This is a genomic window from Variovorax sp. DAIF25, from assembly GCF_050711835.1.
Lineage (GTDB): Bacteria > Pseudomonadota > Gammaproteobacteria > Burkholderiales > Burkholderiaceae_C > Variovorax.
Genome location: NZ_CP136637.1, coordinates 357,046 through 383,264 on the forward strand (window position 1 = coordinate 357,046; position 26,219 = coordinate 383,264).

A 26,219-nucleotide genomic window follows, 5' to 3' on the forward strand; every position below is an offset into this window, starting at 1 on the left:
CATGACGGGTCTGCTCTCCTGAGGGCGGGAACGGCGGGGCCGCGCCCCGTCCCGCCGGGACAGGGCGCGCTCGCTGCGCGTGAAGGACGCGTCAGTCGCGCTGTTGCAGGCGGCGCCGTTCTTCCTCGGTCAGCCGTGCCAGCAGGTCGGGCTTGAGTTCGGCGCCGTGCCCGATCACCTGCACGCGGTGGTTCGGCTCGTAGCGCACCACGCCGGGCCGGGCTTCGGGCGGCGGCTCGCGGCCTTCGGCCGGTTCGTTGCCGAAGCCCAGCACGCGCACCGTGAACACCGAGGGCAGGGCCTGGCGGCTCGCGGCGCGTTCGCGCTGCACCGTCTCCTGCGCGGCATTGGCGGCCTGCGAGGCCGCGGCGCTGGCGTTGGTGAGCGCGCCGACATTGACGGCCGTCACCACCGGCAGGCCCTTCGATTCGCCCTTGACCTCGATGTTGGCGGCATTGAGCACGTGCAGCGCGGCGATGTTGAGGTTGCCGCTGACGCGGATGCCCGCATCGCCCGCGTTGACCGTACCCTTCGGCGCGACCAGGTCGACGTCGCCCGGCACCACGTTCTCGAAGCCCTCGACGGTGCCGATGCCCGAGCCCGTGATGTCGGCCTTCTCGAGCGCGCGCGTGATGCCGTCGGCATCGGTCTCTATCACCGGTTGGCGGAACGAGCGCGTGGTCTTCGCGCCGCGGCCCGCGTCGATGTCGCCGAGCGTCGACCAGATGATCTCGTCGCCGCCCGCGAAGGTCAGCATGCGCGAGCGGTTGAGCAGCACGTCGCGCGCGGTGAACACGTGGATGTCGCCGTCGCCCAGCGTGACCAGCCCGCGGCCGTCGGCCGGCGCCTGGCCCAGCGCCGCCACCTGCAGGCCGCCGCCGGGTGCCAGCACCTCGATGCCGCCGCCCTGCAGCGTGCGCACGCTGCCGTCGGCCATCTGCACGTCGCCCTTCCAGCCGCCGCCGGGGAACAGCGTGGCGATGGCGCCGTAGCCGCGGTTGTAGCCGCCGTTGAGGGGCAGGTCGTCGACGCCGGGCAGCAGCTGGTCGCGCCCGGCGTTGCGCAGCTCCTGCATGTAGACCTCGCGCAGGAAGCGTTCGCGCGCGGGCGCTGGCAGGGTCTGGAAGCGGGCCCAGGCATCGAGCGGGGCCAGCGTCTCGCCCACGGCCTCTTGCACGAATGAGACCAGGCCGCGGCGCTCGAACTTCTTGCCGCCCCCCTCGAGCAGGCGCACGTCGTCGGTGAGGTACAGCGGCAGCGTGCGCCCGTCGAGCGTCTGCGTCAGGTAGGCCGGCATGCTCGCTGCGCGCGCGGGATCGAGGTAGGCCTGCGCGAAGGCCGCGTAGTCGGGCTCCTTGCCCTGCAGGCCGGCCATCAGCGTGATCGAGGCGCCGCGCTCGGGCAGGCCCTTGACGAGGGTCTGCGTGCGCGGCTCGCTCGAATTGAAGGCATAGCTCTGGTTGCCGACCGACTGGATCGTCAGCGGGAACGTGTTGCCGTCGCGCGCACCGGGCGCGAAGATGTCGCGCCCCGCGCTCACCAGCAGCGCGCCGGGCCCCTCGATCACGATGCCGGGGCTGCTGCCGACCACGTCGGTCGCGCTGCCGATGACGTCGTTGCCGGCCGACACGATCGAGACGTCGCTGCCGTGCAGGTTGCGCAGGTTGTACGAGACCTGGCGGATGTCGTGGCCCGCGCGGATCCAGCTCTCCTCGTTGGTCGCCACGGTGGCGCCGAGGATGGAGCCGCCGAGCGCATAGATGCGGCTCGGCGAGTGATCGCCGTCGAGCGGCATCTTCTCGGGATTGTTGAGCCCGAGCTGGCGCGAGTAGGACGAGCCGAAGGTGTTCTGCAGCACGCCGTCCAGGCCGATGCCCGAGCCCGACTCCTCCTCGCGGCCGCGTGGCATCAGCGGCGAGGGGATGAGTTCGGGCGCCGCGCGCGAGAGCACGATGCGCGGCACGCTGACCAGCGAGCCGGTGCCCTCGGAGCGGAACACCAGGTCCTGCGCCGCCAGCAGCTGGAAGTCGGCCTGCGGTGCCGGCGCGCCCGGTGCGCGCGCCGCGATGTAGCCGAGCTCCGGCGTCACGGCCATCGGCGCGGTCATGGTGTAGACCGGTCCCTGCACGATCACCGAGCCGCTCATGGCCACGATCTGCGTCGCGGCCGGGTAGCGGTTGCCGCCCTGGCCGATCGCGCTCTCGGCATAGGGCGAGCCGTCGGGGTCGCGGAAGATCGGCATGTAGGGAATCTGGCGGCTCTCGGCATAGGTGGTGTCGACCAGCGTGAGGTCGCCGCCGAGCGAGACCAGCCGCAGCGCGGTGCGGTTGGTGTGGCCGCTCATGTAGGCGCCCGGATCGACCGGGCCGCAGCAGGGATCGAACGCCAGCGGTGCCTGCAGCAGCAGCGGGTCGACCACGGTCTCCAGTCGCAGGTTGCCCTGGGTGCGCACGTCGAGCGTGGCGTCGCCGAGCGCGAGGATCGGCGCGATGTCCCAGGTGTGGACGCCATTGGCGTCGGTGGCGGTGACGGTGCGGCCGACCGCCATCTCGCCGGCCGTGATGCTGCCGGCGCCGCGGCCCACGTAGTAGTGGCCGGCGCGGATCGTGCCGCCCGCCTTGATGTCGAACAGGCCGCCGTTGCGCATCTCGAGCGTGGCCGCCTGGCCCGGCGCCAGCGCGCCGCGCAGGCGGGCGTTGGTCGGCAGCACCGCCACCACGTTGTCGAGGTCGCCGCCGGCCTCCAGCGCCAGGTTGCCGCCGCCGAGCGCGCCCAGGCCCTGGAACTGGCCGGGGTCGATCCACCAGCTCGGCTGCGTGCCGGTGAAGCGTGTGCCCCATTCGTCGGACCAGTCGGAGAACAGGCCGGTGCGCCAGTTGCCCTGGCCCTGGCGCCGCAGCCATTCGACGAAGCTCTGGTCGGTGGGCTTGGCATGCACCGAGCCCTGCGCCACCAGCCGCATGCTGCCGCCGTCGATGCCGTAGGCCGCTTCGGCCGGCGCGTTGAAGTCGTCGTAGGCGGTGGTGTCGCGGCGCCCGGCGGTGTAGATGGCCGAGACCTTGTCGGCCAGCACCAGGTCGCGCCCGGCGCGCAGCTCGATCTCGCCGGTGCCGGTGCGCACCAGCTTGCCGGCGTCGGCCGCGCCGAGCGTGATCGTGCCCTGGCCGGCCGCCTGCGCGGCCAGCGGCACCAGCGCCAGCGCATCGGCCGAGCCGCGGTCGGCGCCGGCCACCAGCGCGAGGTTCCACGAGCGGCCGGTCTGCAGGCTGCCGGCGGTGGTTGCGTCGGAGAAGCCGTCGCTGATCGATCCGTTCAGCAGCAGGTTGCCGCCGGCGCGCAGGGTCAGAGAGCCTTCGCGCGCGGTGGCGAAATCCTGCGCCAGGTTCCAGTCCGACTGCAGCGCGAGGTCGCCCGCGCTGCCGATCTCGATGCCGGGCATGACGGCGATGCCGCTCGCACCGAGCCGCGACGCGATGGCCTGCGCCTTGCCCCCGAAGGTGCGCGCATGCGCGATCGCGTCGGCCTTCACCGAATCGACGCTCACGCCGTCGTAGTCGGCCACGTCGTAGCGCGCCACGCCCTCGAGCACGGCCGATTGCGCGCCGACGATGTCGGCCTGGAGCGCCGTCACCCGCAGGTCGTCGTGCGCCGCCGTCTGGCCGGCGCGCAGCCGCACGCGGCCGCCCTGGCCGCCGCCCACGTCGATGCGGCCGCCGCGCAGGTCGAGCGCGCCATCGGCGGCGTCGAGCGTGACCGAGCCGTAGCCCAGCGGGCCGGTGGCGCCGGCGAGCAGCGCGGCGTTCGCGTTCATGGTGATGCCGTCGCCGGCCACCACGCGGATGCGCCCGCCGTAGGCCGAGCGCGTGTCGAGCATGCCGTCGAGCGTGACGTGGCCCTGGTCGGCCACCAGCAGGAATTCCTCGGCCCGCGTGGTGCCGTCGAGCAGCACGTCGCCGCTGCGCACGCGGAACGAGCGCGAGGCCTGGAAGCCGGCGTCGTTGAGCCGCGCGCTCAGGCCCGCGAAGTCGGGCAGCGAGGCGCTGTCGTACGAGATCGATCCGGCGCGCTGGCCGCTCGCGGCATGGGCATCGAGCAGGCCATCGAGCACCACGGCGCCGTTGCCGGTCACGGTGAGCGCGAGGTTGCCGGCAGCGCCGCCGGCCGGCGCGCCCGCCAGGCGCAGCGCGGCACCGGCGTCGAGCCGCACCGAGCCGCCGATCGCGGTGAGGGCGATCGAGCCCGCGTCGCCGTACTGGGTGACGTCGAAGAAGCGCTTCTCGAAGCCCGAGACGTCGATCGCCGCGCCCTCGCGCAGCCGCAGGTCGCCGCTGGCCGCGGTCACGTTGACCGAGCCGCCGCGCGCGAGCACCTGCCCCGCGAGGTCGACGCGGCCACCGGCCAGCGTGAGGCGCGCGCCCTGGCCATCGGCCGGGTCGGCATCGGAGGCAGGGCCTTCGCCGCCCGCGAGCGCCAGCAGGCCGGTGGTGCGCAGGGCCTGCGTCGCGGCCGCGCGCGCCGTCAGCAGCGGCGTGGCGAGCCGGATGTCGGCCGCGCCGGCATCGAGCGAGCCGCTGCCTTCGCCGAGGATGCGCCGCGTCGCGGCCAGTTCCAGCTGGCCGAAGCCCTGCACCGACTTGTCGCCCGTGCCCAGCACCAGCTCGTCGGCACGGATCGCCAGCGTGCCGGTGCCCACCGGCAGCGCGCTGGCATCGGCCACCGCCGCCGCGCTGTTCTCCAGCGTCAGGCCCTGGGCGCGCAGCACCACGCTCGCGTTGCCGTAGCCCGCCAGCGTGGCCGCGTCGAGCGTCACGTTGCCGAGGCCGGCGCGGCCGAAGTCGATGTCGCCGTGGAAATCCATGCTGGTGTAGCTGCGCAGCCGCAGCCGCTCGGCATTCGCGAGCTGGGCCAGCGCGCGCTGGTCGAACACCAGACCCTCGCTGCCGCCGCCGAAGCCCACGCGGCCGCCGCTCAGGGTGATGCCGCTGCCCGAGACCTGCGCCGACGAGGCGAGGGTGGTGCCGCGCGTGGCATCGATGGTCAGCGAGGCGCCGCCCTGCAGCACCGCGCCTTCCTGGATCACCGCGCGGCCGCCCTCGCTCAGGTCCACGCCCTCGCGCAGCACGCGCGCGTCGCCCGCGTTCGACAGCCGGATCAGCGCGCCCCAGTCGCGCGCCTTCGCGGTCAGCACGTCGTCGAGCGCATCCTTGGCGTCGATCACGCCGTCGTAGTTGTCGTCGAGCCAGCCGTCGGGATCGGTGTAGATGGCCTTGGCCTGCGGAGCGATCACCAGGCTGCCGGTGCTTGCCGTGTTGCCGCGCGCCGTGAGCACGCTGCCCGACTCGACCGTGACCTGGCCGCTCGCCGCCAGGATCAGCTCGGGGCCCGACAGCGCCGATTGCCCGTCGTTGCGCACCACGATGTCGCTGGCCGTCACCTCGACGCGCATGCCCAGCGGGTCGCCGGTGCGTACGCCGCCGATCAGCAGGCTGGCCGCACCGCTGTTCGACAGCGAGGCCGCGTCGATGACGAGGTAGCCCGCGGCGCGCAGCGCGCCGCCGTCCTGGCCCGCGCCCACCACGGCGATCTTCTGCGCCGCGATGTCCAGCATGCCGCCGCGCCCACCGGCCGCCGCTTTCATGTCGAGACGGCCGTCGAGCCTGAGCGAATCGGTGGCGCGCAGCACCAGCGAGCCGGCATCCACCGGCAGGCGCGGGATCGCGATGTCGGTGCCGGTGCGCCGGTACTGCGTGAGCCGGAAGGCGTCGGACGAGAAGAACTCGCTGGCCAGCGCCTCGTTGTATTCGCTGTAGCCGCGCAGCGCCTGGCCCGGAAGCACGCGCCAGCTGCTGTAGCCGGCTTCGCGCGCGCCGGTCAGCGCATCGCCCTTGAAGCCCGAGACGACCATCGAGCCGTCGGCCACGGCCACGGTGCGGGTCGCGTTGGCCGAGGCCGCGCCGCCGCCGGGCATGACCGCGAAAGCGCCCGGCAGCGCCGCGTAGCTCGCGGGCAGCACGGCATACCAGCCGGCCTCCAGGCCCTGGCCGCCCGCGAGCCAGATGCGTTCGCCCGCCGCGGCGCCCGGCGCCATGGCGGCCCGGCTCGCGGGCAGGATCGCGAACACGCCGGGCATGGCCAGCAGGTCGTGCGAGCCGCCGGTGCCGGGCACGAACTCGCGCGCCTGCAGGTCGCCGCCGCCGGCCACGTCGACCACCGAGCCCGCGGCCAGCGCCACGTTCGGCGCATCGAGCGTGATGCGCTTCTCGGGCGGCGCGCTCAGGTCGACCATGGCCTCGGTCTGCGGGCGCGTCGGGTCGGTCCAGAACTCGTTGTTGCGCAGCGCGCCGTAGGGCAGCACCTGGCCTTCGCCCGACACCGAGGTGAGGCTGCCCGCGCCGAGCGTGACGCTTTCGCCCGCCTTCAGCACGATCTGGCCGAAGGGCGCGCGCAGCACGCCGTTCTGCTCGATGCGCGACGCTTCCAATGTCAGGCTGCCGGCGGCCGACAGCGGCGCCTCGGCCTCGCCGTTGCGCTCGATGCGGATCGCATCGGTGGCGCGGATCGTGGCCCGGGCGCCGGTGGCCGGATAGACCTGCGCCGCCTGCATCAGCAGGCGTCCCTCGACGTCGAGCACGGCGCCGGGCGCATCGACGCTGTCGGCGATGCGCAGGTCGCGCGCCGTCAGCACCGTGTCGGCGAAGCCGCGGATCGCGGCGCCGCCGTCGATCTCGATCAGCGTAGCCGCGAGGTTCAGGTTGCCGGCGCGCTCGGCGGCCGCGTTGCCGGGTGTCACCTGGGGCGTCGACAGCACGATGCGCGGCGCCCGCAGGCTGGCATCGGCGCGGCCCGCGTTCGCGAGCGTGCCGCCGATGGCGATCGAGCGGCCGAGCCTGAGGTCCGCGCCGTCGAGGCGCACCGTCTTCGGCGTCTGGATCGCGAGCTGGTCGAAGCCGCCGTCGTTGACGGCCGAAGCCAGCAGCACCGAGGGCGGCCTGGCGCTGGCGGCGCCGGTGAACACGCCGCGCAGGTCGAAGCCGGGGCCGAAGTTGAGGATCTCCTCGAGGTAGCCGTCGGCGAAGAAGGCCGTGGCCGCAGGCAGGGCAGGGCCGCCGCCGGCGGCCGGCGCCTTGTTGACGACCCGGAGGTCGGCCGCGTCGGGCAGCGCCTCGAACAGCTCGACCAGTTCGCGCGTGAACACGAAGGGGCCGGCTGCCGTCGAGAAGTAGCTGCTGTAGTCGACGCCGATCGCGTCCTCCCACTTGGCGACGCCTTCGCCGCCCGCGAACTGCAGCATGATCCACTTGAGCTGGTCGGCCGGCGATTCCGCGCCGCCGGCGCTGGTGAGCCTGAGGCTGCCGCCGCGCGCGCCGGCACCGCCCGCGTGGGCGCGCAGGCTGCCGAGCACCTGGGCATGGCCCTCTATCTCGATGCTGCCGCCATCGCTGGCCAGCGCGAGCGTCGCGGCGCCGCGGTTGCGCGCGAAGCCCTGGCGCGGCACGTCGATCTCGCCGGTGCTGCCCGACACGTCGATCAGGCTGCCGGCGTCGAGCTGCGCGTCGCCGCGCAGCAGCACCTGGCCGCCATCGAGCACGCTGCCGCTGCGGCCGACGGGCCCGTCGCGATGGATCGCCGGCACGCCGCGCGCCAGCAGGCTCGCGCCCTCCGTCAGGCGGATCTCGCCGGTGCTGTGCAGCGCGATGCGCCCGGCCGGTGCCTCGAGCGTGCCGCGCACCACCACGCTGGCCGGCACCACGCCCACGGCGCCGCTGTCGTTGCCGAGCTGGATCGAACCGCCGGTGTCGACGTCGATGCGCGCGCCCGTGCCGACCTCCACCGTGCTGCCCGCCAGCAGCAGCGAGGCCGGTGCACGCGCGAGCCGCTGCTCGAGCGGCAGCGCGCGCAGCGGGCCCAGCTCGGCCAGGGTCGCGCCCGAGGCGATGCGCGTGGCGTCGACGCCGCCGAGGTCGATGGCCTGGGGCCGCAGCGAGACCGCCGCGCCTTCGGGCACGACGATGCTCTTGGCGTTGTCGACCGCCAGCGAACGGAAGCCGCGCGAGGCATAGAGGTCGGCGGGCAGGTGCAGCAGCGCTTCGCCGCCCGCGTCGACGCCACCGAGTTGCACGTCGTGGCCGTTCGCGTCGATCGACAGCGTGCCGCCCGAGCCGGCCGAGAAGGCGCGCAGGTCGAGCCGATCGAGGGTGTCGGCGCTGCCCAGCGTCAGCAGCTGGATCGCGCCGGCGTTGCCGGTGGCGACGCTGCGCTTGGTCGCGCTGCCCGCGACCTGGCCGCCGCCCGACACGTCGAGCACCGCGCCGGCCTCGGCCTGCAGCGCGCCCAGGATGATCGAGCCGCCCTTGATCGCGTGCTGCAGCCGGTCGGGACCGTCGGCGACCGTGTTGACCCAGGACCCCGAGACGTCGATGCGCGCGCCCGCGCCGAGCCTGATCTGTCCCGATGGCAGGTTGACCGAGCCGCCGGGCGCGCGGATCGTGCCCTCGATGGCCACGGGCACGTTGGTGTCGAGGGTCGCCAGGCCGACGTTGAGCGCGGCGCCGGGCTCGAGCCTGAGCACGGCATCCTTCTCGAGCAGGAAGCCCTTGCCGACGTTGAAGGTCATGGCGCCGAGGCCGGCGGCCTCGAGCGTGTCGGTCGAGAGCCAGCTGGTCTTGGTGTAGCGGCCCTCGCCGTCGACCGTGAAGAAGCGGCTGTCGACCGGGCTCTCGAGCGTGAAGTCGGCCGGCAGCAGTTCGGGCCGGTTGCCGAGGATCAGCTGACCCGGCGAGAACGCGAACGCGGGGTTGTCGGCGCTGCCCAGCACCAGGCGGCCGCCGCGGCTTTGCGTCACCGGCTGGGTGGCGCGCTCGCCCGCGACCGTGCCGCCCCAGATGCCGCCTTCGAGGATGTAGGCCTCGCCCGCGAAGACCTGGATCGAGCCGGCATCGCGGCCCTCGGTGTAGCCGGGCTCGAAGCGCGGCCGGCCGATCAGCGCGCTGCGCCAGTCGTCGGTGACGCCCCAGCGCGCATGGCTGTCGCTGAAGCGCCCGGCGATGCCGACGTACTGCATGTCGGGCGTGGCGCGGCCGATGTCGACCACGCGGCCGTCGGCGCTCAGCAGCTTGGTGGTGTCGATCCAGCCGTCGCCGTACTTCACCGAGCCGCCCGCGATGTCGAGCATCGAGCCGGCGCGCGTGATGACCGAGCCGCCGGCCTTGAGGTTGATGTGGCCGCCCAGGGTGGCGAGTTCGCCGACCGTGGTCTTGCTGAGGTTGACCCAGGTCGACACGTCGGCCAGCGGCGTGCCGACCCAGGCGCCCGGATCGTTCTCGCCGATCCACAGCACGCCGGCCATCGGGCCGTTGCCGAACACGCCGCGCACGCGCCGGTCCACCACCACCTTCTGGCCGCGCAGCCACGAGTCGCGATACAGCGGCGAATCGCGCAGCTCGTTGATGCGCAGGTCGGCCGTGACCAGGTTGCTCGCCATCGACAGCGGGATGTCCTGCAGCCCGGCCACGCTGAGCCAGGCGCCGTCGTCGATGTAGATGCGGCTGCCGTCGCGCAGGCTGGCGTCGTTGTTGGCGGGCTTGTCGGGCACCACGCCCGAGGGCTGGGCCGTGGCCAGCAGGCGGATCTCGCCCGCGGGCGCGACCAGGCGCGCGTCCTGCTGGACGTCGATGCGCTCGCCGCCCACGACGATGCGACCGGGCCGGTAGCGCGTGGCCAGCGCGCCGAGCTCGAGCTCGGTCTTGTCGGTGAGGTCGGGCATCACGGCGGTCACGCTGCCGCGCCCGAAAGTGACCGTGCCCGCGTCCCAGAACATCGGCACCGCGAACTCGCCCTCGCGGCTCAGCAGGCCCTGGCTCCAGCCCTGCAGCCGGATCGAGCCCTCGCGGTTGTTGAGCGCCGAGCTGGCCTGCAGGATGCCGTTCTGCGCGATGGTGCGGCCGGTGAGCGTGATGTCGCCGCGCGGCGCGTCGATCTGGCCGCTGTTGTCGACCTGGTAGCCGACCTCGGCGGCGCGCGCCACCATCGCGGGCATGACGGTGTCGCGCACGCCCTTGACCCAGCGCTGCTGCGAGTCGGAGGGCGAGAGCTGGCCGATGCCGTACATCGCGCCGTAGTAGCCGAAGGCGATCGCCGGCACCGCGGAGGCCGCGACCTCGAAGCCGCGCGCCGGGCTCAGGTAGTAGGGCACGGTGTCGGGCCCGGCATTCGAGGGCACGCTCGAGAGCCAGACGTTCTCGCCGGCCGCCATCACCACCTGGCCGTCGGGCGCCGAGAGGGTGCCGGCATTCGCGACCTTGGGCGCGAACAGCATGAGCTTGCCGCCCTTCTGCGCCGTGAGCCGCGCGCCGGCCTGCACGCTCACGCTGCCGGGCACGTGCGAGGGCGTGAACCAGGGCGCCGAGTTCTCGACCGTGGTGTCGATGGTGTAGGGCGCGACCTCGGGGAACTCGCCGAACTGCGGCGCCGGCGTGTTGGTGGGACTGCCGTAGGGGTCCTTGAGCAGCTCGTTGGTGTTGATGCCGGCCATGAACTGCCGGTCGGTCAGGCGCAGCGCGCTGGCCACCAGCGAGCGCGTGTCGACCTGGCTGCTGCCGGTGAAGACGATGCCGTTGCGGTTGACGATGTAGACCGAGCCGTCGGCCTTGATCTGCCCCGCGATGCGGCTCGGCCTACCGCTGGGATCGTTGACGCGGTTGAGCGCCACCCAGCCGTTGCTGCCGTCGGGCAGGGTGCCGGCGCGCTGGTCGAACTGCACCGTGGTGTTGCGCCCGACGTTGAAGCTCTCCCAGTTGAGGATCGCCTTCTCGGCGGTCTGCTCGATGCGCACCTGCGTGCGGCCCTCGGCCAGGCTCTGCTGCGGCGCCCTGGCGTTCAGCCAGCCCGCGCTGAGGCTCTGGCTGTCGACCTTGAGGCCGCCGTCGACCAGGCCGTCGGGCACCGAGTCGTCGTTCTGCGCCGCCTGCCGCGCCGCCGCCTGCGCGGCCTGCTGCGCCGCGATCGATTGCGCGGCCAGGTTCAGGTTGTTGAGCGAGCGCTGCCACTGCGCGTTGTTGCGCTGCTGCAGCGCCTGCGGGTTCGTGAGGCTGGAAGCCGGCTGCCCATTGGGCAGGTAGCCCGTGGCCGCGGCCGTGCTCTGCGCCGTGCCCTTGGCGTTGAACCAGGCGCCGCTGAAGGCGCGCTGCGCCTGGGCCGGGCCGACCACGCCGCCGGCCACCAGCACGAGCGCGATGGCGCGCGCGATCGGCGCCAGACTGAAATGCTCCCGCCCTGGTTCCAGGGACTGTCGTGGCCTGCCGATGCGCGCGCGCGTGTTCATGTGAGATTCCCGCCAATGAGTGAAGTCGTCGTGTGGTGCCGCCCTTCGCATTGCGACGGGCCGTCCTTGCAAGACACGGCAGGGCGGTGGAATCCGCCAACTTTTTTCTTCTCTCTTTTTCGCGCGCTCTTTTCTTGCGCGGCCGGCTCAGCTCAGTACCAGCAATCCACCGGGCAACGAACGCGCCTGCAGGCCGAACGAGTGCTGGATCTGCAGCAGCGCCTCGTCGAGCACGGCGATCGAGAAGCGCCCGCTGACCGGGTCGTCGCGCCGCGAGGCCGCCAGCAGCACCACGCGGCCGGGCCGGTAGCGGTTGATCTCGTCCACCACGCGCGCGAGCGGCGTCTGCCGGAACACCAGCTCGCCGCGGCGCCAGGCCGAGAGGTCGGCCGGCTCGATCGCGCGCACGCCGCTGATGGCCTGCGCGTCGTACACCAGCTGCTGGCGCGCCTGCAGCTGCCGCGTGCCCGCGGGATGCTCGAGCCGCACCGTGCCTTCGAGGCAGCTGAGGCAGGCCTTGCCCTGCAGGTAGCTGAGCTCGAAGCGGCCCGGCCCGTCGCCCCCCGCCAGCGCGCGGCCCGCGCCCGCGCTCACGACGAAGGGGGCGCCGCCTTCGGCCGGCAGGTCGACTGCGGCCTCGCCCGCGATCAACTCGAGGCCTTCGGCCTGGCGGCGCACGCTGGTCTGGGTGTTCAGCGTGACGCGCACCTGCCGTGCCAGCACGAGCTGCCGCTGCTCGCCGGTGGCGGTGCGCTCGTCGGCGCGCCATTCGCCGGCCGCGGGCCACAGGCCCAGCGGCGGATGCACGACCGCCACCACGCCGGCCGCGACCGCCGCGCCGGCGGCCGCGCCGAGAAAGGCCCGGCGGCCCGGCTGCGCCGAGGCGCCATGGCGCAGCCGCTCGTGGCGCGCGGCGAGCTTCGGGTCGGTACGCAGCAGGCCGCCGAGCGCGAGCCGCATCGAGGCCCACTGGCGCCTGGCCTCGTCGAAGGCGGCCGCGTGCGCGGGGCTGGTGCGCTGCCAGCGCTGGAAGGCCTGCACGTCCATCTGCGTGGGCTCGGCACCCGCCAGCCGGCTCAACCAGATGCGCGCCTCCTCGCGCAGCGCCTCGGCGGCTGCGGCGGGATCGTCGATCGGTGCGGAGGGTGTCTTCATGGCGTCACTGGTGCAAGACAGTTGGCGAGGCGCGAATCCGCCAACTATTTTTTCTTTCCCATCTGGGCGGCGCAGAAATCCTGCGCGCGCTTGAGTTCGTGCTCGACGGTGTGCAGCGAGATGCCCAGGCGCTGCGCCACCTCCTTCTGCGGCAGGCCTTCCCAGCGCACGAGCAGCAGCACGTCGCGGCGCCGCTGCGGCATGCGCGCGATGATCCTCTGCAGCGCCTCCATCTCCGAGCGCGACTCGGCGATCTGCTCGGGGCCCGGCGCCGCGTCGGGCACCTCGAGCAGCGCATCGACCTCGCTGCGCGGCACCACGCGGCTCTGGCTGCGCAGGTCGTTGATCGCGATGTTCACGGCCATGCGCATCAGGAAGGCGCGCGGATTCAAGATCGGCGCCTGGTCCTCGAGCCGCCGCAGGCGCAGCCAGGTGTCCTGCAGCGCGTCGCCCGCGAGGTCGTCGTTGCCCAGCACGCGCGTCAGCCGGCGCTTGAGGTCGCCATAGCGCTGCGACAGGAAGTCGAGCAGCAGCAGCCGGACTTCTTCCGACATCGCTAGCGCCCCCGGCTCGCGCAGGCCGGCGTGCCGCCCTGCTCGGGCAGGATCAGCATGGTCACCGGCTGCGGCATCTGCGGCGGCGGCGCGCGCCCGATGCGCACGCGCTCGAGCGCCTCGACCAGCAGCAGGTCGCGCCGCGCGTCGCCACTGCCGCCGAGCAGCTGCGCGCGCTGCACGCGGCCGGCCGCATCGATGCGAAAGCGCAGCAGCGAGCGGTAGCCGCCCTGCGCGGTCAGCGGGGCGGCGCACAGCGCCTCCCAGACCCGTGCCTGGATCAGGCTGTCGTAGTTCTCCTGGCCCGCGCGCGGGGCGGCGGCGACAGGGGCCGAGGGCGACGGGCCTGCGGGCTTGAGCACCAGCGCGGCGACGCGGCCCGCGCTGACTTCCTCGGCCTCGAGTCCCGTGCCCTGCAGCAGCGCCTGCAGCGCGGCCAGCGGCGCGAGGCGCCCGCGCACGGCCGCGGACGTGCGCCCGGCCACCAGCGTGCTGCTGAAGAGCGCGGCGCGGCCCGTGAGGTCGGCGAAGCGGTCGAGCGCCAGCGCGAGCGGCTGCGCGGGCAGGTCGAACTCGAAGGACGGCGCCTCGATGGCATCGGGCGCGGCGGCGAGCGGCGGCGCCACGGCCGGCTCAGCGGCGGCCAGCATCGGCGCCGCGAGCCCGCAGAGCATCCAGAGGGCGGCGCGCCGGCAGCGCGAACGACGCGCACGATCGGAAGAGGAGTCGCATCGGTGCGGCAAAGACGGGGCGCCTTGTGAGAACCGCGCATGCTCGCACCGGCCGGTGACGGTTTTGTTACTGGCGTGACGGCGCGGGCAGGTCGAGTTCGATCCAGGCCGGCGCGTGGTCGCTCGCGCCGGGGCGGCCGCGCACGTCGCGGTCCACGCCGGCCTCGCGCAGCAGCGGCGCGAGTTCGGCGTTGAGCAGCAGGTGGTCGATGCGCAGCCCGGCGTCGCGCGGGAAGCGGTTGCGCCAGTAGGTCCAGAAGGTGAAGGGCGCGCGCTCGGGATGGCGCGCGCGGATCGCATCGGTCCAGCCCTGCTTCAGCAGGCGCGCGTAGGCGGCGCGGCTCTCGGGCTGCAGCAGCGCGTCGTCGCGCCACGAGGCGGGGTTGTAGATGTCGGCATCGGTGGGCACGACGTTGTAGTCGCCCGCGAGCACCACGGGCAGACCGCTCGCGTACAGCTTCTTCGCGTGCTTGCGGAAGGCCTCGAACCACTGGAGCTTGTAGTCGAACTTCGGCCCGGGCTGCGGATTGCCGTTGGGCAGGTAGAGGCAGCCGACCAGCACGCCGTCGACCACGGCCTCGAGGTAGCGGCTCTGCGGGTCGTCCTCCATGCCCGGCAGGCCGCGCCCGGTTTCGATCGGCTCGCGCCCGCGCGCGAGGATGGCCACGCCGTTCCAGGCGGGCTGGCCGTGCGCGACCACGCCGTAGCCCGCGCGCCGGATCGCGGCGAGCGGCAATTTGGCATCGGGCGACTTGAGTTCCTGCAGGCAGGCCACGTCGGGCTTCGACTCGGCGAGCCATTCGAGCAGCCGGTCGAGCCGGCTGTGGATGCCGTTGACGTTGAAGGTGGCGATCTTCATGACGGCCATCTTCCGGCGCGTGCCGGCGCTTCGCGCGTCGGACAACGCGTCCTCCTGCCCGCAGAAATCACCCGGCCATGACGTCCCGCAGGTAGATGCCCTGCGACAGCGCGCCCTTGACCTGGCGCGTGCCCTCGTCGACCAGCACTTCCTCCTGGCCGGCCTCGATGGCCGCGAAGGACTGGCGCACCACGTCCTCGGGTGAGGCCTTCGGCACCTCGAGCGCGCGCACCATGTCGGTATCGATCGGGCCGGCATGGAAGCCCACCACCTGCGTGCCCTGCGCGCGCAGCTCGTGGCGCAGGCCGTTGGTCAGCGCCCAGGCCGCGGCCTTGCTCACGCCGTAGGCGCCGATCATCGGCGTGTTGGCCCAGCTGAGGAGCGACAGCAGGTTGAGCATCGCGCCGCCGCCGTTGCGGCCCAGCACGCCCGCGAAGGCGCGGCTCATGTGCAGCATGCCGAACAGGTTGGTCTCGAGCTGTTCGCGCAGGACGGCCACGGGGTCGGTCTCGGCATCGCCGCCGACGAAGCCGCCGAGCCGGCCGATGCCGGCGTTGTTGATCAGGAGCGTCACGTCGCGGCAATCGGCCGCGGCCTGGGCGACCTGCGCGGGATCGCGCACGTCGAGCCGGATCGGCAGCACGCCCAGCAGCGGGATCTGCGAGGGCTCGCGCGCGGCGGCATAGACCTTGGCGGCGCCGAGCGCCAGCGCCTGGCGGGCGAATTCGAGGCCGAGGCCCCGGTTGGCGCCCGTCACGAATACGACGGAACCTTGGATCTTCATGGTGTTTCCTTGTGCGCCGGAGCGCGGGGTGAGTCAAACGGTGGCCAGGGCGATCTGGTGCAGGAACAGGGTGCGGCGATGGCGGAAGCCGAGCCGCTCGTAGAGCGCGATGGCATTCGCGTTGTCGCTGAGCACGTGCAGGAAGGCGGTCTCGCCGCGCGCCTCGATGCGCGCGCGCAGCAGGTTCACGAGGCCGGCGGCCAGGCCACGTCCGCGCCAGGGGTCGTCGACGCAGACCGCGCTGATCTCGGCGTGGCCGTCGAAGCGCATGCGCTCGCCGGCCATGGCCACGAGCAGGCCCTGGTCGCGGACGCCGAGGTAGTCGCCCATCTCGAGCGTGCGCGGGCCGAAGGGGCCGGGCCGCGTGCGGCCGACGAGCGCCAGGGCATCGGGCACGTCGGAAGCGTCGAGCGGCGTGGCCTGCAGCTGCGCCGCGCGGCCCGTGCCGGGCTGCAGCGCGACCATCTGGTGGACCTGGCCCAGCAGCCTGGCCTGCAGGCCGTCGATGCCCGCGACCGGCGCGAGCGTGGGCACCATGACGCGATCGTCCGGGCCCAGCAGCGTGCGCAGCGCCTCGAAGGCGGCCGGGCTTTCCTCGACCAGCCCCGCGAACGGCGCGACCTCGGGGTGGTAGCGGCGGGCCAGGGCGTTGCCGTGGCCCAGGTGCGCCTGAAGGCCGACCAGCGCGGTCCAGGCCGAACGGTCCAGGGGGGAGTCGATGGGCGATGTCATGGTCCCTAGCGTAGGCGGGCCTTCCTAATGGCGCCATGGTCGTAAATGACAATATTGGTATCATTCGCGCCATGATGAAGCTCGCGATCCTGGCGCTCGATGGCGTGTTCGACACCGGCCTCAGCGTGTTCCTCGACCTGTTCTCCGCGGCCAACGAGGTGGCGGCCGAGCAGGGCGCGGCGCGGCCGCCCTTCGAGCTGCGCGTGGTCGGCGTGCGCCAGCGCATCCGCACCGCGCATGGCCTGACCATGGTGGTGGACCCGGCCGACGCGCTGCGCCAGCCCGACTGGGTGCTGGTGCCCGCGCTCAACACCAAGCAGCCCGCGCGCCTGGTCGAGGCGCTGGGCCGGCGCGACGTGCGCGATGCCATGGCCATGCTGCGCAGCTGGCATGCGCAGGGCAGCGGCGTGGGCGGCGCCTGCATCGCGAGCTTCCTGCTGGCCGAGACCGGCCTGCTCGACGGCCAGGAGGCCACCACCATGTGGCCGCTGGCGCCGCTGTTTCGCGAGCGCTATCCGCGGGTACGGCTCGACGAGTCGCGCATGGTGGTCGCCTCGGGCCGCGTGGTCACGGCCGGCGCGGCGATGGGCCATCTCGACCTCGCGCTGTGGCTGATGCGCCAGGCGAGCCCCGAGACCGCCGCGCTGGTGTCGCGCCTGATGCTGGTCGACAAGCGGCCCTCGCAGGCGCAATACATCATTCCCGACCACCTCGCGCATGCCGACCCGCTGATCGAGCGCTTCGAGCGCTGGGCCCGGGAACGCCTCGCGCGGGGCTTCTCGCTGCACGACGCGGCGGACGCGCTCGCGGTCAGCCCGCGCACCTTGCAGCGGCGCATGGAGGCCGTGCTCGGCAAGTCGCCGCTGGCCTTCTTCCAGGACCTGCGCGTCGAGCATGCGCAGCACCTGGTCTCGATCGGCCAGGGCCTCGAGGCGATCGCGAGCGAGGTCGGCTATGCCGATGCCGCGACCGTGCGCAGCCTGCTGCGGCGCAAGCTGGGGCGCGGGGTGCGGGAGCTGCGTTCGGCGCTGGCCTAGTGAACCCGGGGGAGGTGGCTGCTACAATTGAGAACCATTCGTATTAAATCCTGAGCGCAGCCAGTCGCTGCGGGGAGATGCCATGTCGGCCGCCGAGTTCGTGCCTCCGCACGAAGTGCAATCGCTCTACAGCAACCACCACGGGTGGCTGCAGGGGTGGCTGCGCCGCAAGCTGGGCTGCCCGCACAACGCGGCCGACCTCGCGCAGGACACCTTCGTCCGCGTGCTCGGCAAGAAGGAACCGGTGGCCGCCGCCGAGCCGCGCGCCTACCTCGCGACCATCGCCCACGGGCTGGTGGTCGACTTCCACCGCCGCCGCGCGCTCGAGCGTGCCTACCTCGAGACCCTGGCCGCGCTGCCCGAGCCGCAATCGCCCTCGCTCGAAGAACGCGCGATCGTGCTGGAGGCGCTGAGCGCGATCGACGCCATGCTCGACGGCATGAAGCCCGCGATCCGCCAGGCCTTCATCCTCTCGCAGCTCGAGGGCCTGACCTATGCGCAGATCGCGCAGCGGCTGCAGGTGACGGTGCGCACGGTCAACAACTACATGCTCAAGGCGCTCGAGCATTGCTATCTGCTCGCGCCATGAGCTCTTTCGAACTCGGCCTGCCCGCCAGCCAAGAGGCCCGCGTGCGCAAGGAGGCGATCGCCTGGTACGCGCAGCTGTGCTCGGGCGAGGCCACGCCGGCCGACCACGAGGCCTGGCGCCGCTGGCACCGCGCGCATGCGGAACACCGCCGCGCCTGGGAGAAGCTCGAGGCGATGCAGTCCACGCTGCAGCGCGTGCCCGGCCACATCGCGGCCTCGACCCTGCGCGCGGCCGGCGCGGCGCGCACCGACCGCCGGCGCCTGCTGCGCGGCGTCGCGCTGGTCGCCTCGGGCGGCGCGCTCGGCTACCTGTCGTGGCAGGTGGCCGATGGGGGCGGAAGCTGGCCCGCGCTGCTGGCCGACCACCGCACCAGCACCGGCGAGCAGCGCAGCATCGACCTCGCCGACGGCTCGCGGCTGCTGCTCAACACGCGCAGCGCGGTCGACGTGGTGTTCGACGGCACGCGGCGACTGATCCGGCTGCGCGAGGGCGAGCTGCTCGCGGAGACCGCGCGCCACCGCGTGCCCGGCAGCCACGACGCGCGCCCGTTCATGGTCGAGACCGCGCAGGGGAGCATCCTCGCGCTCGGCACCCGCTTCACCGTGCGCGGCGAGGGCGGCATCACGCGCGTCACGGTGCTCGACGACGCGGTCGAGGTCCGGGCCGCGAATGCGCCCGAACGCGCGCTGCGGCTGCAGGCCGGCCAGCAGGTCGACATCGGCAGCGACGGCGTGGGCCTGCCGCAGGCGGCCGACGCGGCCTCGGCCGCCTGGGCCCAGGGCAGCCTGGTCGTCAACGACTGGACGCTGCAGGAAGTGGTGGCCGAACTCGCGCGCTACCGGCGCGGCCGGCTGGCCTGCGATCCGGCGGTGGCGAACATCAAGGTGTCGGGCGCCTTCCCGATCCACGACACCGACAGGGCGCTGTCGGTGATCGCGCGCAGCTTCCCGGTGCGCGTGGCCAGCCTCACGCGCTACTGGGTCTCGCTGGTGCCGGCCTGATTCCTGCGTTCGGGCCCGCGTCAAAAAAATCTTCCGCCGCCTTTCATCTTTTCCGATTTCGTTCGGCCTTCCTCCTGAGAACCATGGCGAGCGCCATGGATTGCAGTTCTGCCGAAGGAATCCCATGCACGCGCACCCGTCCTCACCCACCCCCGTCTCCAAGGCGCTGCTGTGCCTGCTGGCGCTGGCGGCCGCCATGCCCGTCGCCGCGCTGGCCGCCGAGCCGGCGCGGCCTGCCGCGAGCGCCAACGCGCCCGGCGCCGCGCGCGCCTACCGCATCGAGCCCGGCCCGCTGGCCGCGGTGCTGGGCCGCTTCGCGGCCGCGGCGGGCGTGGCGCTGTCCTTCGATCCCGCCCACACCCGGGACCTGAACTCGCGCGGCCTCGACGGCAGCTTCACGGTGCAGGCCGGCTTCGCCACGCTGCTCGCGGGCACGGGCCTCGAGGCGGTCGAAGGCGGCGCGGGCGAATTCATCCTGCGCCGATCGGCGAGCGCGCAGGCCGAGCCCGGCGTGATCGAGGGCACCGGCGCGCTGCCCGCGGTACGCGTGGTGGCGCGCGCCGCACCCGTGCCCGGCGACGCCGACGACCGCTACCAGCCCACGCCCGATGCCTCGACCCTGCGCACCACCGCGCCGGTGCTCGAGATCCCGCAGGTGGTCAACGTGGTGCCCGCGCAGGTGATCCGCGACCAGCGCCCGCGCAACATCGACGATGCGCTCGCCAACGTCAGCGGCATCAACCAGGGCAACACCCTGGCCAGCACGCAGGACACGCTGATGAAGCGCGGCTTCGGCGGCAACCGCGACGGCTCGATCATGCACAACGGCATGCCGCTGGTGCAGGGCCGCGGCCTCAACGCCGCGGCCGAGAGCGTGGAGGTGCTCAAGGGCCCGTCCTCGCTGCTCTACGGCCTGATGGACCCGGGCGGCGTGATCAACGTGGTCAGCAAGAAGCCGCAGCTGACCCAGCGCACCGCGCTGTCGCTGGGCGCCTCGGGCTACGCGGGCGGACGCAACGGCACCGGCCAGACGCTCGACACCACCGGCCCCATCGGCGAGAACGGCCTGGCCTACCGGCTGATCGTCGACCGCGTGGACGAGGACTACTGGCGCAACTTCGGCACCCACCGCGAGACGCTGGTCGCGCCCTCGCTGGCCTGGTATGGCGAGGACACGCAGGCCGTGCTCTGGTACGAGTACCGCAAGTTCGTGACGCCCTTCGACCGCGGCACCGCGCTCGACCCGCGCACCAGGAGCCCGCTGGACCTGCCCAAGACCCGGCGCCTGGACGAGCCCTGGAACGAGATGCGCGGCGAGAGCCACCTGGCCCAGCTCTCGGTCGACCACCAGTTCGGTGGCGGCTGGGCCGGCCACCTGAACCTCAGCTACAACCGCGAGACCTACGATGCCAACCAGCTGCGCATCACCGGCCTGAACACCACGCGCGGCACGCTCACGCGCAGCAACGACGCCACGCACGGCGCGCTGAGCACCGACAGCTATGCCACCGCCTATGTCGACGGCCGCGTCGAGCTCGGCGGCATGCGGCACGACCTGCAGTTCGGCTGGGATGCCGAGTACCGCAAGATCTACCGCGCCGACCTGCTGCGCCAGGCCGTCACGCGCAGCTTCAGCTACCTCAATCCGGTCTACGGCCTCGAGTTCCCGTCGGCCACCGTGTCGGCCAGCGACAGCGACCAGACCGACAAGCTGCACAACCAGTCGGTCTTCTTCCAGGATTCGATCCATCTCAACGAGCGCTGGATCGCGGTGGCCGGGCTGCGCTACCAGGCCTGGTCGCAGACCGCGGGCCGCGGCCGTCCGTTCAAGGCCAACACCGACACCGACGGCTCCAAGGTGCTGCCGCGCGTGGGGCTGGTCTACAAGTGGAGCGACAGCCTGTCGCTCTACGGCAGCTACACCGAGTCGCTCAAGCCCACCTCGACCATCGCGCCGCTGTCATCGGGCTACATCGTCGATGCCTCGGTCGCGCCCGAGCAGGGCAAGTCGTGGGAACTCGGCGCCAAGCTCGACCTGGCCGGCGGCCTCACCGGCACCGTGGCGCTGTTCGACATCCGCAAGAAGAACGTGCTGGTCTCGCAATTCAACGACGTGACCAAGCTGACCGACTGGCGCACCTCGGGCGCGGCGCGCTCGCGCGGCCTCGAGCTCGACGTGGCCGGCGAGCTCGGCAGGAACTGGAGCGCGATCGCGAGCTACGCCTACATCGACGCCAAGACCACCGAAGACCCGCTGTACGCCGGCAACCGGCTGTGGAACGTGGCGCGCCAGACCGCGTCGCTGTCGGCCGTGTACGACTTCGGCCAGGTCTTCGGCGCCGAGGGCCGGCTGCGCGTGGGCGGCGGCGTGCACTACGTGGGCAAGCGGCCCGGCGACTCGGCCAACAGCTTCGTGCTGCCGGGCTACACCACCGCCGATGCCTTCGCCACCTACGACACGCGCATCCACGGCCGCAAGGTCAAGTTCCAGCTCAACGTGAAGAACCTGTTCGACAAGACCTACTACCCCTCGGCTGCGAACACCTACTTCATCTCCATGGGCGACGCGCGCCAGGTGTCGCTGCTTACCACCTTCGAGTTCTAGGCATGAAGAAGGACGCCGCTTCCATCGATCGCCGGTCCGCACTGCTGCGGCTCGCCATACCGCTTGCCGCGGGACTGACCGGCACGGCCGGCGCACAGCCGGCACCCGGCCGCAAGCTCGTGCTGCTGGTGCAGCGCGGCAGCCCGAACGCGGCGGTCGACGAGCAGGTCGCGCAGCACCTGGGCGCGCGCGGCTTCGCGGTCGCCATGCTCGACCAGGCGGTGGAGCCCGGCGCGGCAGCGGGCGCCGAACTGGTCGTGATCTCCTCGACCGTGGCCGCGAAGGACGTGCATCCGGGCTGGCGCCAGTTGCCGGTGCCGCTGCTGACCTGGGAGAACGACCTGCTCGACGACCTCGCGATGACCGGCAAGCGGCACGACGTCGATTTCGGCGAGGCGGCGAAGGAACGCTACCTGTGGCTGGTCAACGCGCCGCATCCGATGGGCGCGGGCCTGCCGGCCGGCGTGGCCAACGTCTACCAGCGGCAGGCCGGCATGAGCTGGGGCCGGCCCGGACTCGGCGCCACCACCATCGCCACCCTCTACGGCCAGCCCGAGAAGGCGGCCATCTTCGGCTACGAGAAAGGCGCCACCATGGACTACGAGTCGCTCGCGCCGGCGCGCCGCGTGATGGTCTTCCTGGGCAACGACGGCTTCACCAACCTGGCACCGGCCGGTCGCGCGCTCTTCGACGCGGCCGTGGACTGGGCCGCGGGAGCGCGCTGAATGACGATGCCGACATGGCGCCAGGCCTGGTTCCAGCTGCACTGGCTGCTGGGCATCACCGCGGGCAGCGTGCTGCTCGTGATCGGGCTCAGCGGCGCGGTGCTGTCGTTCCGCGAGGAGCTGATCGACGCGCTCAATCCCGGTGGTCGCCATGTGGCGGTGCAGGACAAGGAAGCGCTCGCGCCACTGCAGCTGCTCGCGGCCGTGCGCGAGGCCTTTCCCGGCCGCCAGGTCGGCACGCTCGCGCTGTTCGCCGAACCCGGCGCCGCGGCGCGCGTGATCTTCGCGCCGCGCCCCGGCGAGCGCCGCGGCGACACCGTCTACCTCGATCCCTATGCGGGCCGACCGCTGCCGCGGCTGGTGGGCGCCGAGTTCTTCGAATGGGTCGAGGCGCTGCATCGCTGGCTGCTGCTGCCGCGCGAGCCGGGCCGCGTCGCGGCCGGCGTGTTGGCGATCGGGCTGTTCGTGCTGGCGCTGTCGGGCCTGTACCTGCGCTGGCCGCGGCGGCCGCTCGACTGGCGCGCGTGGCTGACCTTCGACCCGGCGCTCAAGGGCCGGCCCTTTCTCTGGGGGCTGCATTCGGTGGCCGGCACCTGCGCCTTGCTGATGTACCTGGTGTTCACCACCACCGGCGTCTACTGGGCCTTCGACGCCGTGCGCGACCGCGTCGATGCCTTCGCGGGCCAGCCGCGCGCGCCCGCGCAGGCACGCAATGCGCCGCGCGTGCGCAACATGCAGCGCGACGACGCCGGCGCGGTCGACGTGGCGCCCGCCTGGGCCACGTTCCAGCGCCAGGCCGCCGCCAGCGGCTGGAGCGAGGTGATCCTGCGCGTGCCCACGGGGGCCGCGCCCACGGTGCTGTTCACCTGGCTCGATGCGCATCCGGCCCACGAACGCGCGCGCAACCGCATGACGGTGCGCCTGCCGGGCGGCGAGGTCGCGCAGGACGAGCGCCATGACGCCAAGCCCATGGGCGGCCGCTTCCTGGCCGCCATCTATCCGCTGCACATGGGCACCTATTTCGGGCTGCCGGGCCGCATCGCGATGATGCTCGCGGCGCTGATGCTGCCGGTGTTCACCGTCACGGGCTGGATGCTCTACCTCGACCGCCGGCGCAAGAAGCGCGCGGTGGCCGCGGAACGCGCGGCGCTCGCCGCCGGGGCAGGGCGGCCGTCGATCGACAACGCGACAGCGCCCGAAGGCGTGCTCGTGGCCTTCGCGAGCCAGTCGGGCACGGCCGAGGGCATCGCGCTGCGCAGCGCCGCCGCGCTCGAGGCCGGCGGCCTGCGCGTGACCGTGGCCTCGCTCGCGCGGCTCGATCCCGAACAACTGCGCCATCACCAGCGCCTGCTGCTGGTGGCCAGCAGCTTCGGCGAGGGCGGCCCGCCCGACGCGGCGCGGCGCTTCGCGCAGCGGCTGGTGCAGGTCGGCGGCGATGCGCTCGCGCACCTGCGCTACGGCCTGCTGGCGCTCGGCGACCGGCACTACGCGCGCTTCTGCGGCTTCGGCCATGCGCTCGACCATGCGCTGGTGGCGGCGGGCGCGCAGTCGCTGTTTCCGATGATCGAGGTCGACAACGGCGACACGGCCGCGCTTGCGCGCTGGCGCCGACAACTGGTGGCGCTGCGCGGCGCCGATGCGGGGCCGGCCGAGGCGCTGGCCGATGAACCGCTAGCGCCCGCATTCGAACCCTGGACCTTGAGCGCGCGCCGACTGCTGAATCCCGGCAGCCTGGGTGCGTCGCTCTACGAAATCGAACTCGCCGCGCCGCCCGATGCGACCGCCGCGTGGCGGCCCGGCGCGCTGGCCGAACTGCAGCCGCGGCTCGCGGCCGATACGGTGGCGGCCCTGTTGCGCGCGACGCCCTGGACCGCGGATGCACCCGTCGTGTTCCAGGGCCGGCACTGCACGCTCGCCGAAGCCCTGGCCCGCAGTGCCGTGCCCGCGCCGCAGTCGCTGGTGCAAGGCCTCGATGCGCAGGCGCTGGCCGATGCGTTGGTGCTGCTCGCCACGCGCCGCTATTCGATCGCGAGCCTGCCCTCGGAGGGCCACGTGCGGCTGCTCGTGCGGCAGGCGCGCCACGAGCAGGGCCTGGGCATCGCCTCGGGCTGGCTCACGGCGCATGCGCCGTTGATGGCGCAGGTGCCGCTGCGCCTGCTCGCCAACCCCGGCTTCGCGCCCGTGGCCGACGACCGCCCCTGCATCTTCGTGGGAAACGGCTCGGGTTACGCCGGCCTGCGCGGCCACCTGCGCGAACGCATCGAGCGCGGCCATCGGCGCAACTGGCTGGTGTTCGGCGAACGCCAGCTGGCGCGCGACGCCTTCTTCATGGACGAGCTGCGCCACTGGCAGGCCGCGGGCCAGGTCGAGCGCGTCGACCTCGCGTTCTCGCGCGACCACGCGCCGCGCATCCACGTGCAGGATCGCCTGCGCGAGCATGCGGGCGACCTGCGCCGCTGGGTGGGCGAGGGCGCCGCGATCTTCGTCTGCGGCAGCCTGCACGGCATGGCGGCGGGCGTGGACGAGGCGATCGAGGCCGCGCTGGGGCGTGCCACCCTCGACGACCTGATCGCCGAAGGGCGTTACCGGCGCGACGTGTACTGATAAGGCGCGCGCGGAGGAGTCGCTTCAGCCGCCGTTCAGCTTGATCGGCAAGCTCGGGGCTTTGGCCATTCTTTCGCGCATGCCCGAGCTTCCCCGTCCTTCCGCCCCCGACCCGGCCCACCTGTCCATCGACGGCCTGCGTGCATTGCACGTCGGCCCCATCGCGCTGCAGGCAGCGCGCGGCGAATGCATCGCCATCCTCGGCCCTTCGGGTTCGGGCAAGAGCGTGTTCCTGCGGCTGGTGGCCGACCTCGACCCGGGCGAGGGCCGCGTGGTGCTCGACGGCATCGATCGCGCGGCGCTGTCGGGTCCCGAATGGCGCCGGCGCGTGATCTACCAGGCGGCGGAGCCGGCGTGGTGGGGCACGGGCGTGGCCGAGCACTTTCCGGCCGGCCTCGACAGCGGCATGCTCGCGGGATGGATCGCGGAGCTCGGCCTGCCACGCGACGTGCTGCAGGCCGACATCGCACGGCTGTCGACCGGCGAACGCCAGCGGCTGGCCCTGCTGCGCTCGCTCGCGCACCGCCCCGTGGTGCTGCTGCTCGACGAACCCACCGCCTCGCTCGACCCTGCCACCACGCTCGCGGTCGAAGTGCTGCTGGCGCGCGAACAAGCCGCGGGGCTCACGCTGCTGTGGGTCACGCATTCGCACGAGCAGGCCGCGCGCGTCGCGGCACGTCATCTCGAACTGAACGCGGGCCGGCTGCAGCCGGTGGGGAGCGTCGCATGAGCCCCATCCATCTCGACGCCACCGACCTCGTGCTCGCCACGGTGCTCGTGCTGCTGAACGCGCTCGCCTCGCTGCTGCTGGGGCTGCAACTGCATCGGCAGGTGTTGTGGGCGGCCGCGCGCATGGTGGTGCAGTTGCTGCTGGTAGGGCTGGTGCTGCGCTTCGTGTTCGCGGCGGCTTCGCCGGGCGCCACCCTGGCCATCGTGCTGCTGATGATCCTGGCCGCGGCGCGCGAGGTGGCGGTGCGGCCCGCACACCGGTTGCGCGGCGGCGGCAACTTCGGCATCGGCGCGGCGGCCGTGGGCGTGTCGAGCGTGGCGACGGTGGTGCTGGCGCTGATGACCGCGATCCGGCCGCAGCCCTGGTACGACCCGCGCTATGCGATCCCGCTGATGGGCATCGTGCTCGGCAGCGTGCTCAATTCGGCCAGCCTGGGCCTCGACAGCTTCTTCGAGGGCGTGACCGAGGGGCGTGCGCGCATCGAGGCGCGGCTCGCGCTGGGCGCGACCATTCACCAGGCGATGGCGGTGCTGATCCGCTCGTCGATCCGCAAGGGGATGATCCCGATCGTCAACCAGATGTCGGCGGCCGGCGTGATCACCTTGCCCGGCATCATGACCGGCCAGCTGCTCGCGGGCATGGACCCGGTCGAGGCCGCGAAGTACCAGATCCTGCTGCTGTTCCTGCTCACAGGTGCCGGTGGCATGGCCGTCGCCGGCGCGGTCTACCTGGCGGCGCGCTCGCTGACCGACGATCGGCAGCGGCTGCGCGCCGATCGCCTGCGCTGAACCGA

15 protein-coding genes are annotated in these 26,219 nt (G+C 73.0%); 8 read left to right on the plus strand and 7 right to left on the minus strand.

Annotated elements, in window-relative coordinates; translation table 11 throughout:
* Nucleotides 1–91 precede the first annotated feature (91 nt).
* The 7 genes from R0232_RS35735 to R0232_RS35765 all read right to left on the minus strand — a co-directional run bounded on the left by R0232_RS35735 (nucleotide 92) and on the right by R0232_RS35765 (nucleotide 16,135).
* The gene (locus R0232_RS35735; RefSeq protein WP_431514001.1) at nucleotides 92–11,320 is read right to left on the minus strand and encodes a filamentous haemagglutinin family protein; all 11,229 of its coding nucleotides are present in this window, start codon (nucleotides 11,318–11,320) and stop codon (nucleotides 92–94) included.
* A 147-nt stretch (nucleotides 11,321–11,467) separates the two neighbouring features.
* Entirely contained in the window at nucleotides 11,468–12,475 is a 1,008-nt protein-coding gene (locus R0232_RS35740) for a FecR family protein (RefSeq protein WP_431514002.1), read from the minus strand.
* A gap of 44 nt (nucleotides 12,476–12,519) precedes the next feature.
* Complete coding sequence (locus R0232_RS35745) at nucleotides 12,520–13,029, minus strand: RNA polymerase sigma factor (protein WP_431514003.1); 510 nt, start codon at nucleotides 13,027–13,029, stop codon at nucleotides 12,520–12,522.
* Between the two features lie 2 nt (nucleotides 13,030–13,031).
* Entirely contained in the window at nucleotides 13,032–13,679 is a 648-nt protein-coding gene (locus R0232_RS35750; RefSeq protein WP_431514004.1) for a TonB C-terminal domain-containing protein, read from the minus strand.
* Nucleotides 13,680–13,827: 148 nt separating this feature from the next.
* Nucleotides 13,828–14,619: an exodeoxyribonuclease III gene (locus R0232_RS35755; RefSeq protein ID WP_431514005.1), complete on the minus strand. Its 792-nt coding sequence runs from the start codon at nucleotides 14,617–14,619 to the stop codon at nucleotides 13,828–13,830.
* Nucleotides 14,620–14,686: 67 nt separating this feature from the next.
* Nucleotides 14,687–15,403, minus strand: coding sequence for an SDR family oxidoreductase (locus R0232_RS35760; RefSeq protein WP_431514006.1), 717 nt, complete (start codon nucleotides 15,401–15,403; stop codon nucleotides 14,687–14,689).
* A gap of 33 nt (nucleotides 15,404–15,436) precedes the next feature.
* Complete coding sequence (locus R0232_RS35765) at nucleotides 15,437–16,135, minus strand: GNAT family N-acetyltransferase (protein ID WP_431514007.1); 699 nt, start codon at nucleotides 16,133–16,135, stop codon at nucleotides 15,437–15,439.
* Nucleotides 16,136–16,209: 74 nt separating this feature from the next.
* Between R0232_RS35765 and R0232_RS35770 the strand changes: the two genes are divergently transcribed.
* The 8 genes from R0232_RS35770 to R0232_RS35805 all read left to right on the plus strand — a co-directional run bounded on the left by R0232_RS35770 (nucleotide 16,210) and on the right by R0232_RS35805 (nucleotide 26,214).
* Nucleotides 16,210–17,172: a GlxA family transcriptional regulator gene (locus R0232_RS35770; protein ID WP_431514634.1), complete on the plus strand. Its 963-nt coding sequence runs from the start codon at nucleotides 16,210–16,212 to the stop codon at nucleotides 17,170–17,172.
* 82 nt (nucleotides 17,173–17,254) lie between these two features.
* The gene (locus tag R0232_RS35775; RefSeq protein ID WP_208510176.1) at nucleotides 17,255–17,761 is read left to right on the plus strand and encodes a sigma-70 family RNA polymerase sigma factor; all 507 of its coding nucleotides are present in this window, start codon (nucleotides 17,255–17,257) and stop codon (nucleotides 17,759–17,761) included.
* Nucleotides 17,758–18,762 carry a FecR domain-containing protein gene (locus R0232_RS35780; RefSeq protein WP_431514008.1) on the plus strand — a complete coding sequence of 335 codons (1,005 nt, stop codon included), beginning with the start codon at nucleotides 17,758–17,760 and terminating at the stop codon, nucleotides 18,760–18,762. The genes R0232_RS35775 and R0232_RS35780 overlap by 4 nt, the downstream gene beginning before the upstream one ends.
* A gap of 124 nt (nucleotides 18,763–18,886) precedes the next feature.
* Nucleotides 18,887–21,367, plus strand: a complete 2,481-nt coding sequence (locus R0232_RS35785) for a TonB-dependent siderophore receptor (protein ID WP_431514009.1) — start codon at nucleotides 18,887–18,889, stop codon at nucleotides 21,365–21,367.
* 2 nt (nucleotides 21,368–21,369) lie between these two features.
* On the plus strand, nucleotides 21,370–22,092 hold the full coding sequence (locus R0232_RS35790; protein ID WP_431514010.1) for a hypothetical protein: 723 nt from the start codon (nucleotides 21,370–21,372) through the stop codon (nucleotides 22,090–22,092).
* Nucleotides 22,093–22,098: 6 nt separating this feature from the next.
* The gene (locus R0232_RS35795) at nucleotides 22,099–24,696 is read left to right on the plus strand and encodes a PepSY domain-containing protein (RefSeq protein WP_431514635.1); all 2,598 of its coding nucleotides are present in this window, start codon (nucleotides 22,099–22,101) and stop codon (nucleotides 24,694–24,696) included.
* Nucleotides 24,697–24,775: 79 nt separating this feature from the next.
* Nucleotides 24,776–25,426, plus strand: coding sequence for an ABC transporter ATP-binding protein (locus R0232_RS35800; RefSeq protein WP_431514011.1), 651 nt, complete (start codon nucleotides 24,776–24,778; stop codon nucleotides 25,424–25,426).
* Complete coding sequence (locus tag R0232_RS35805; protein WP_431514012.1) at nucleotides 25,423–26,214, plus strand: ABC transporter permease; 792 nt, start codon at nucleotides 25,423–25,425, stop codon at nucleotides 26,212–26,214. Before R0232_RS35800 ends, R0232_RS35805 begins: the two co-directional genes overlap by 4 nt.
* The last annotated feature ends 5 nt before the right edge of the window (nucleotides 26,215–26,219 follow it).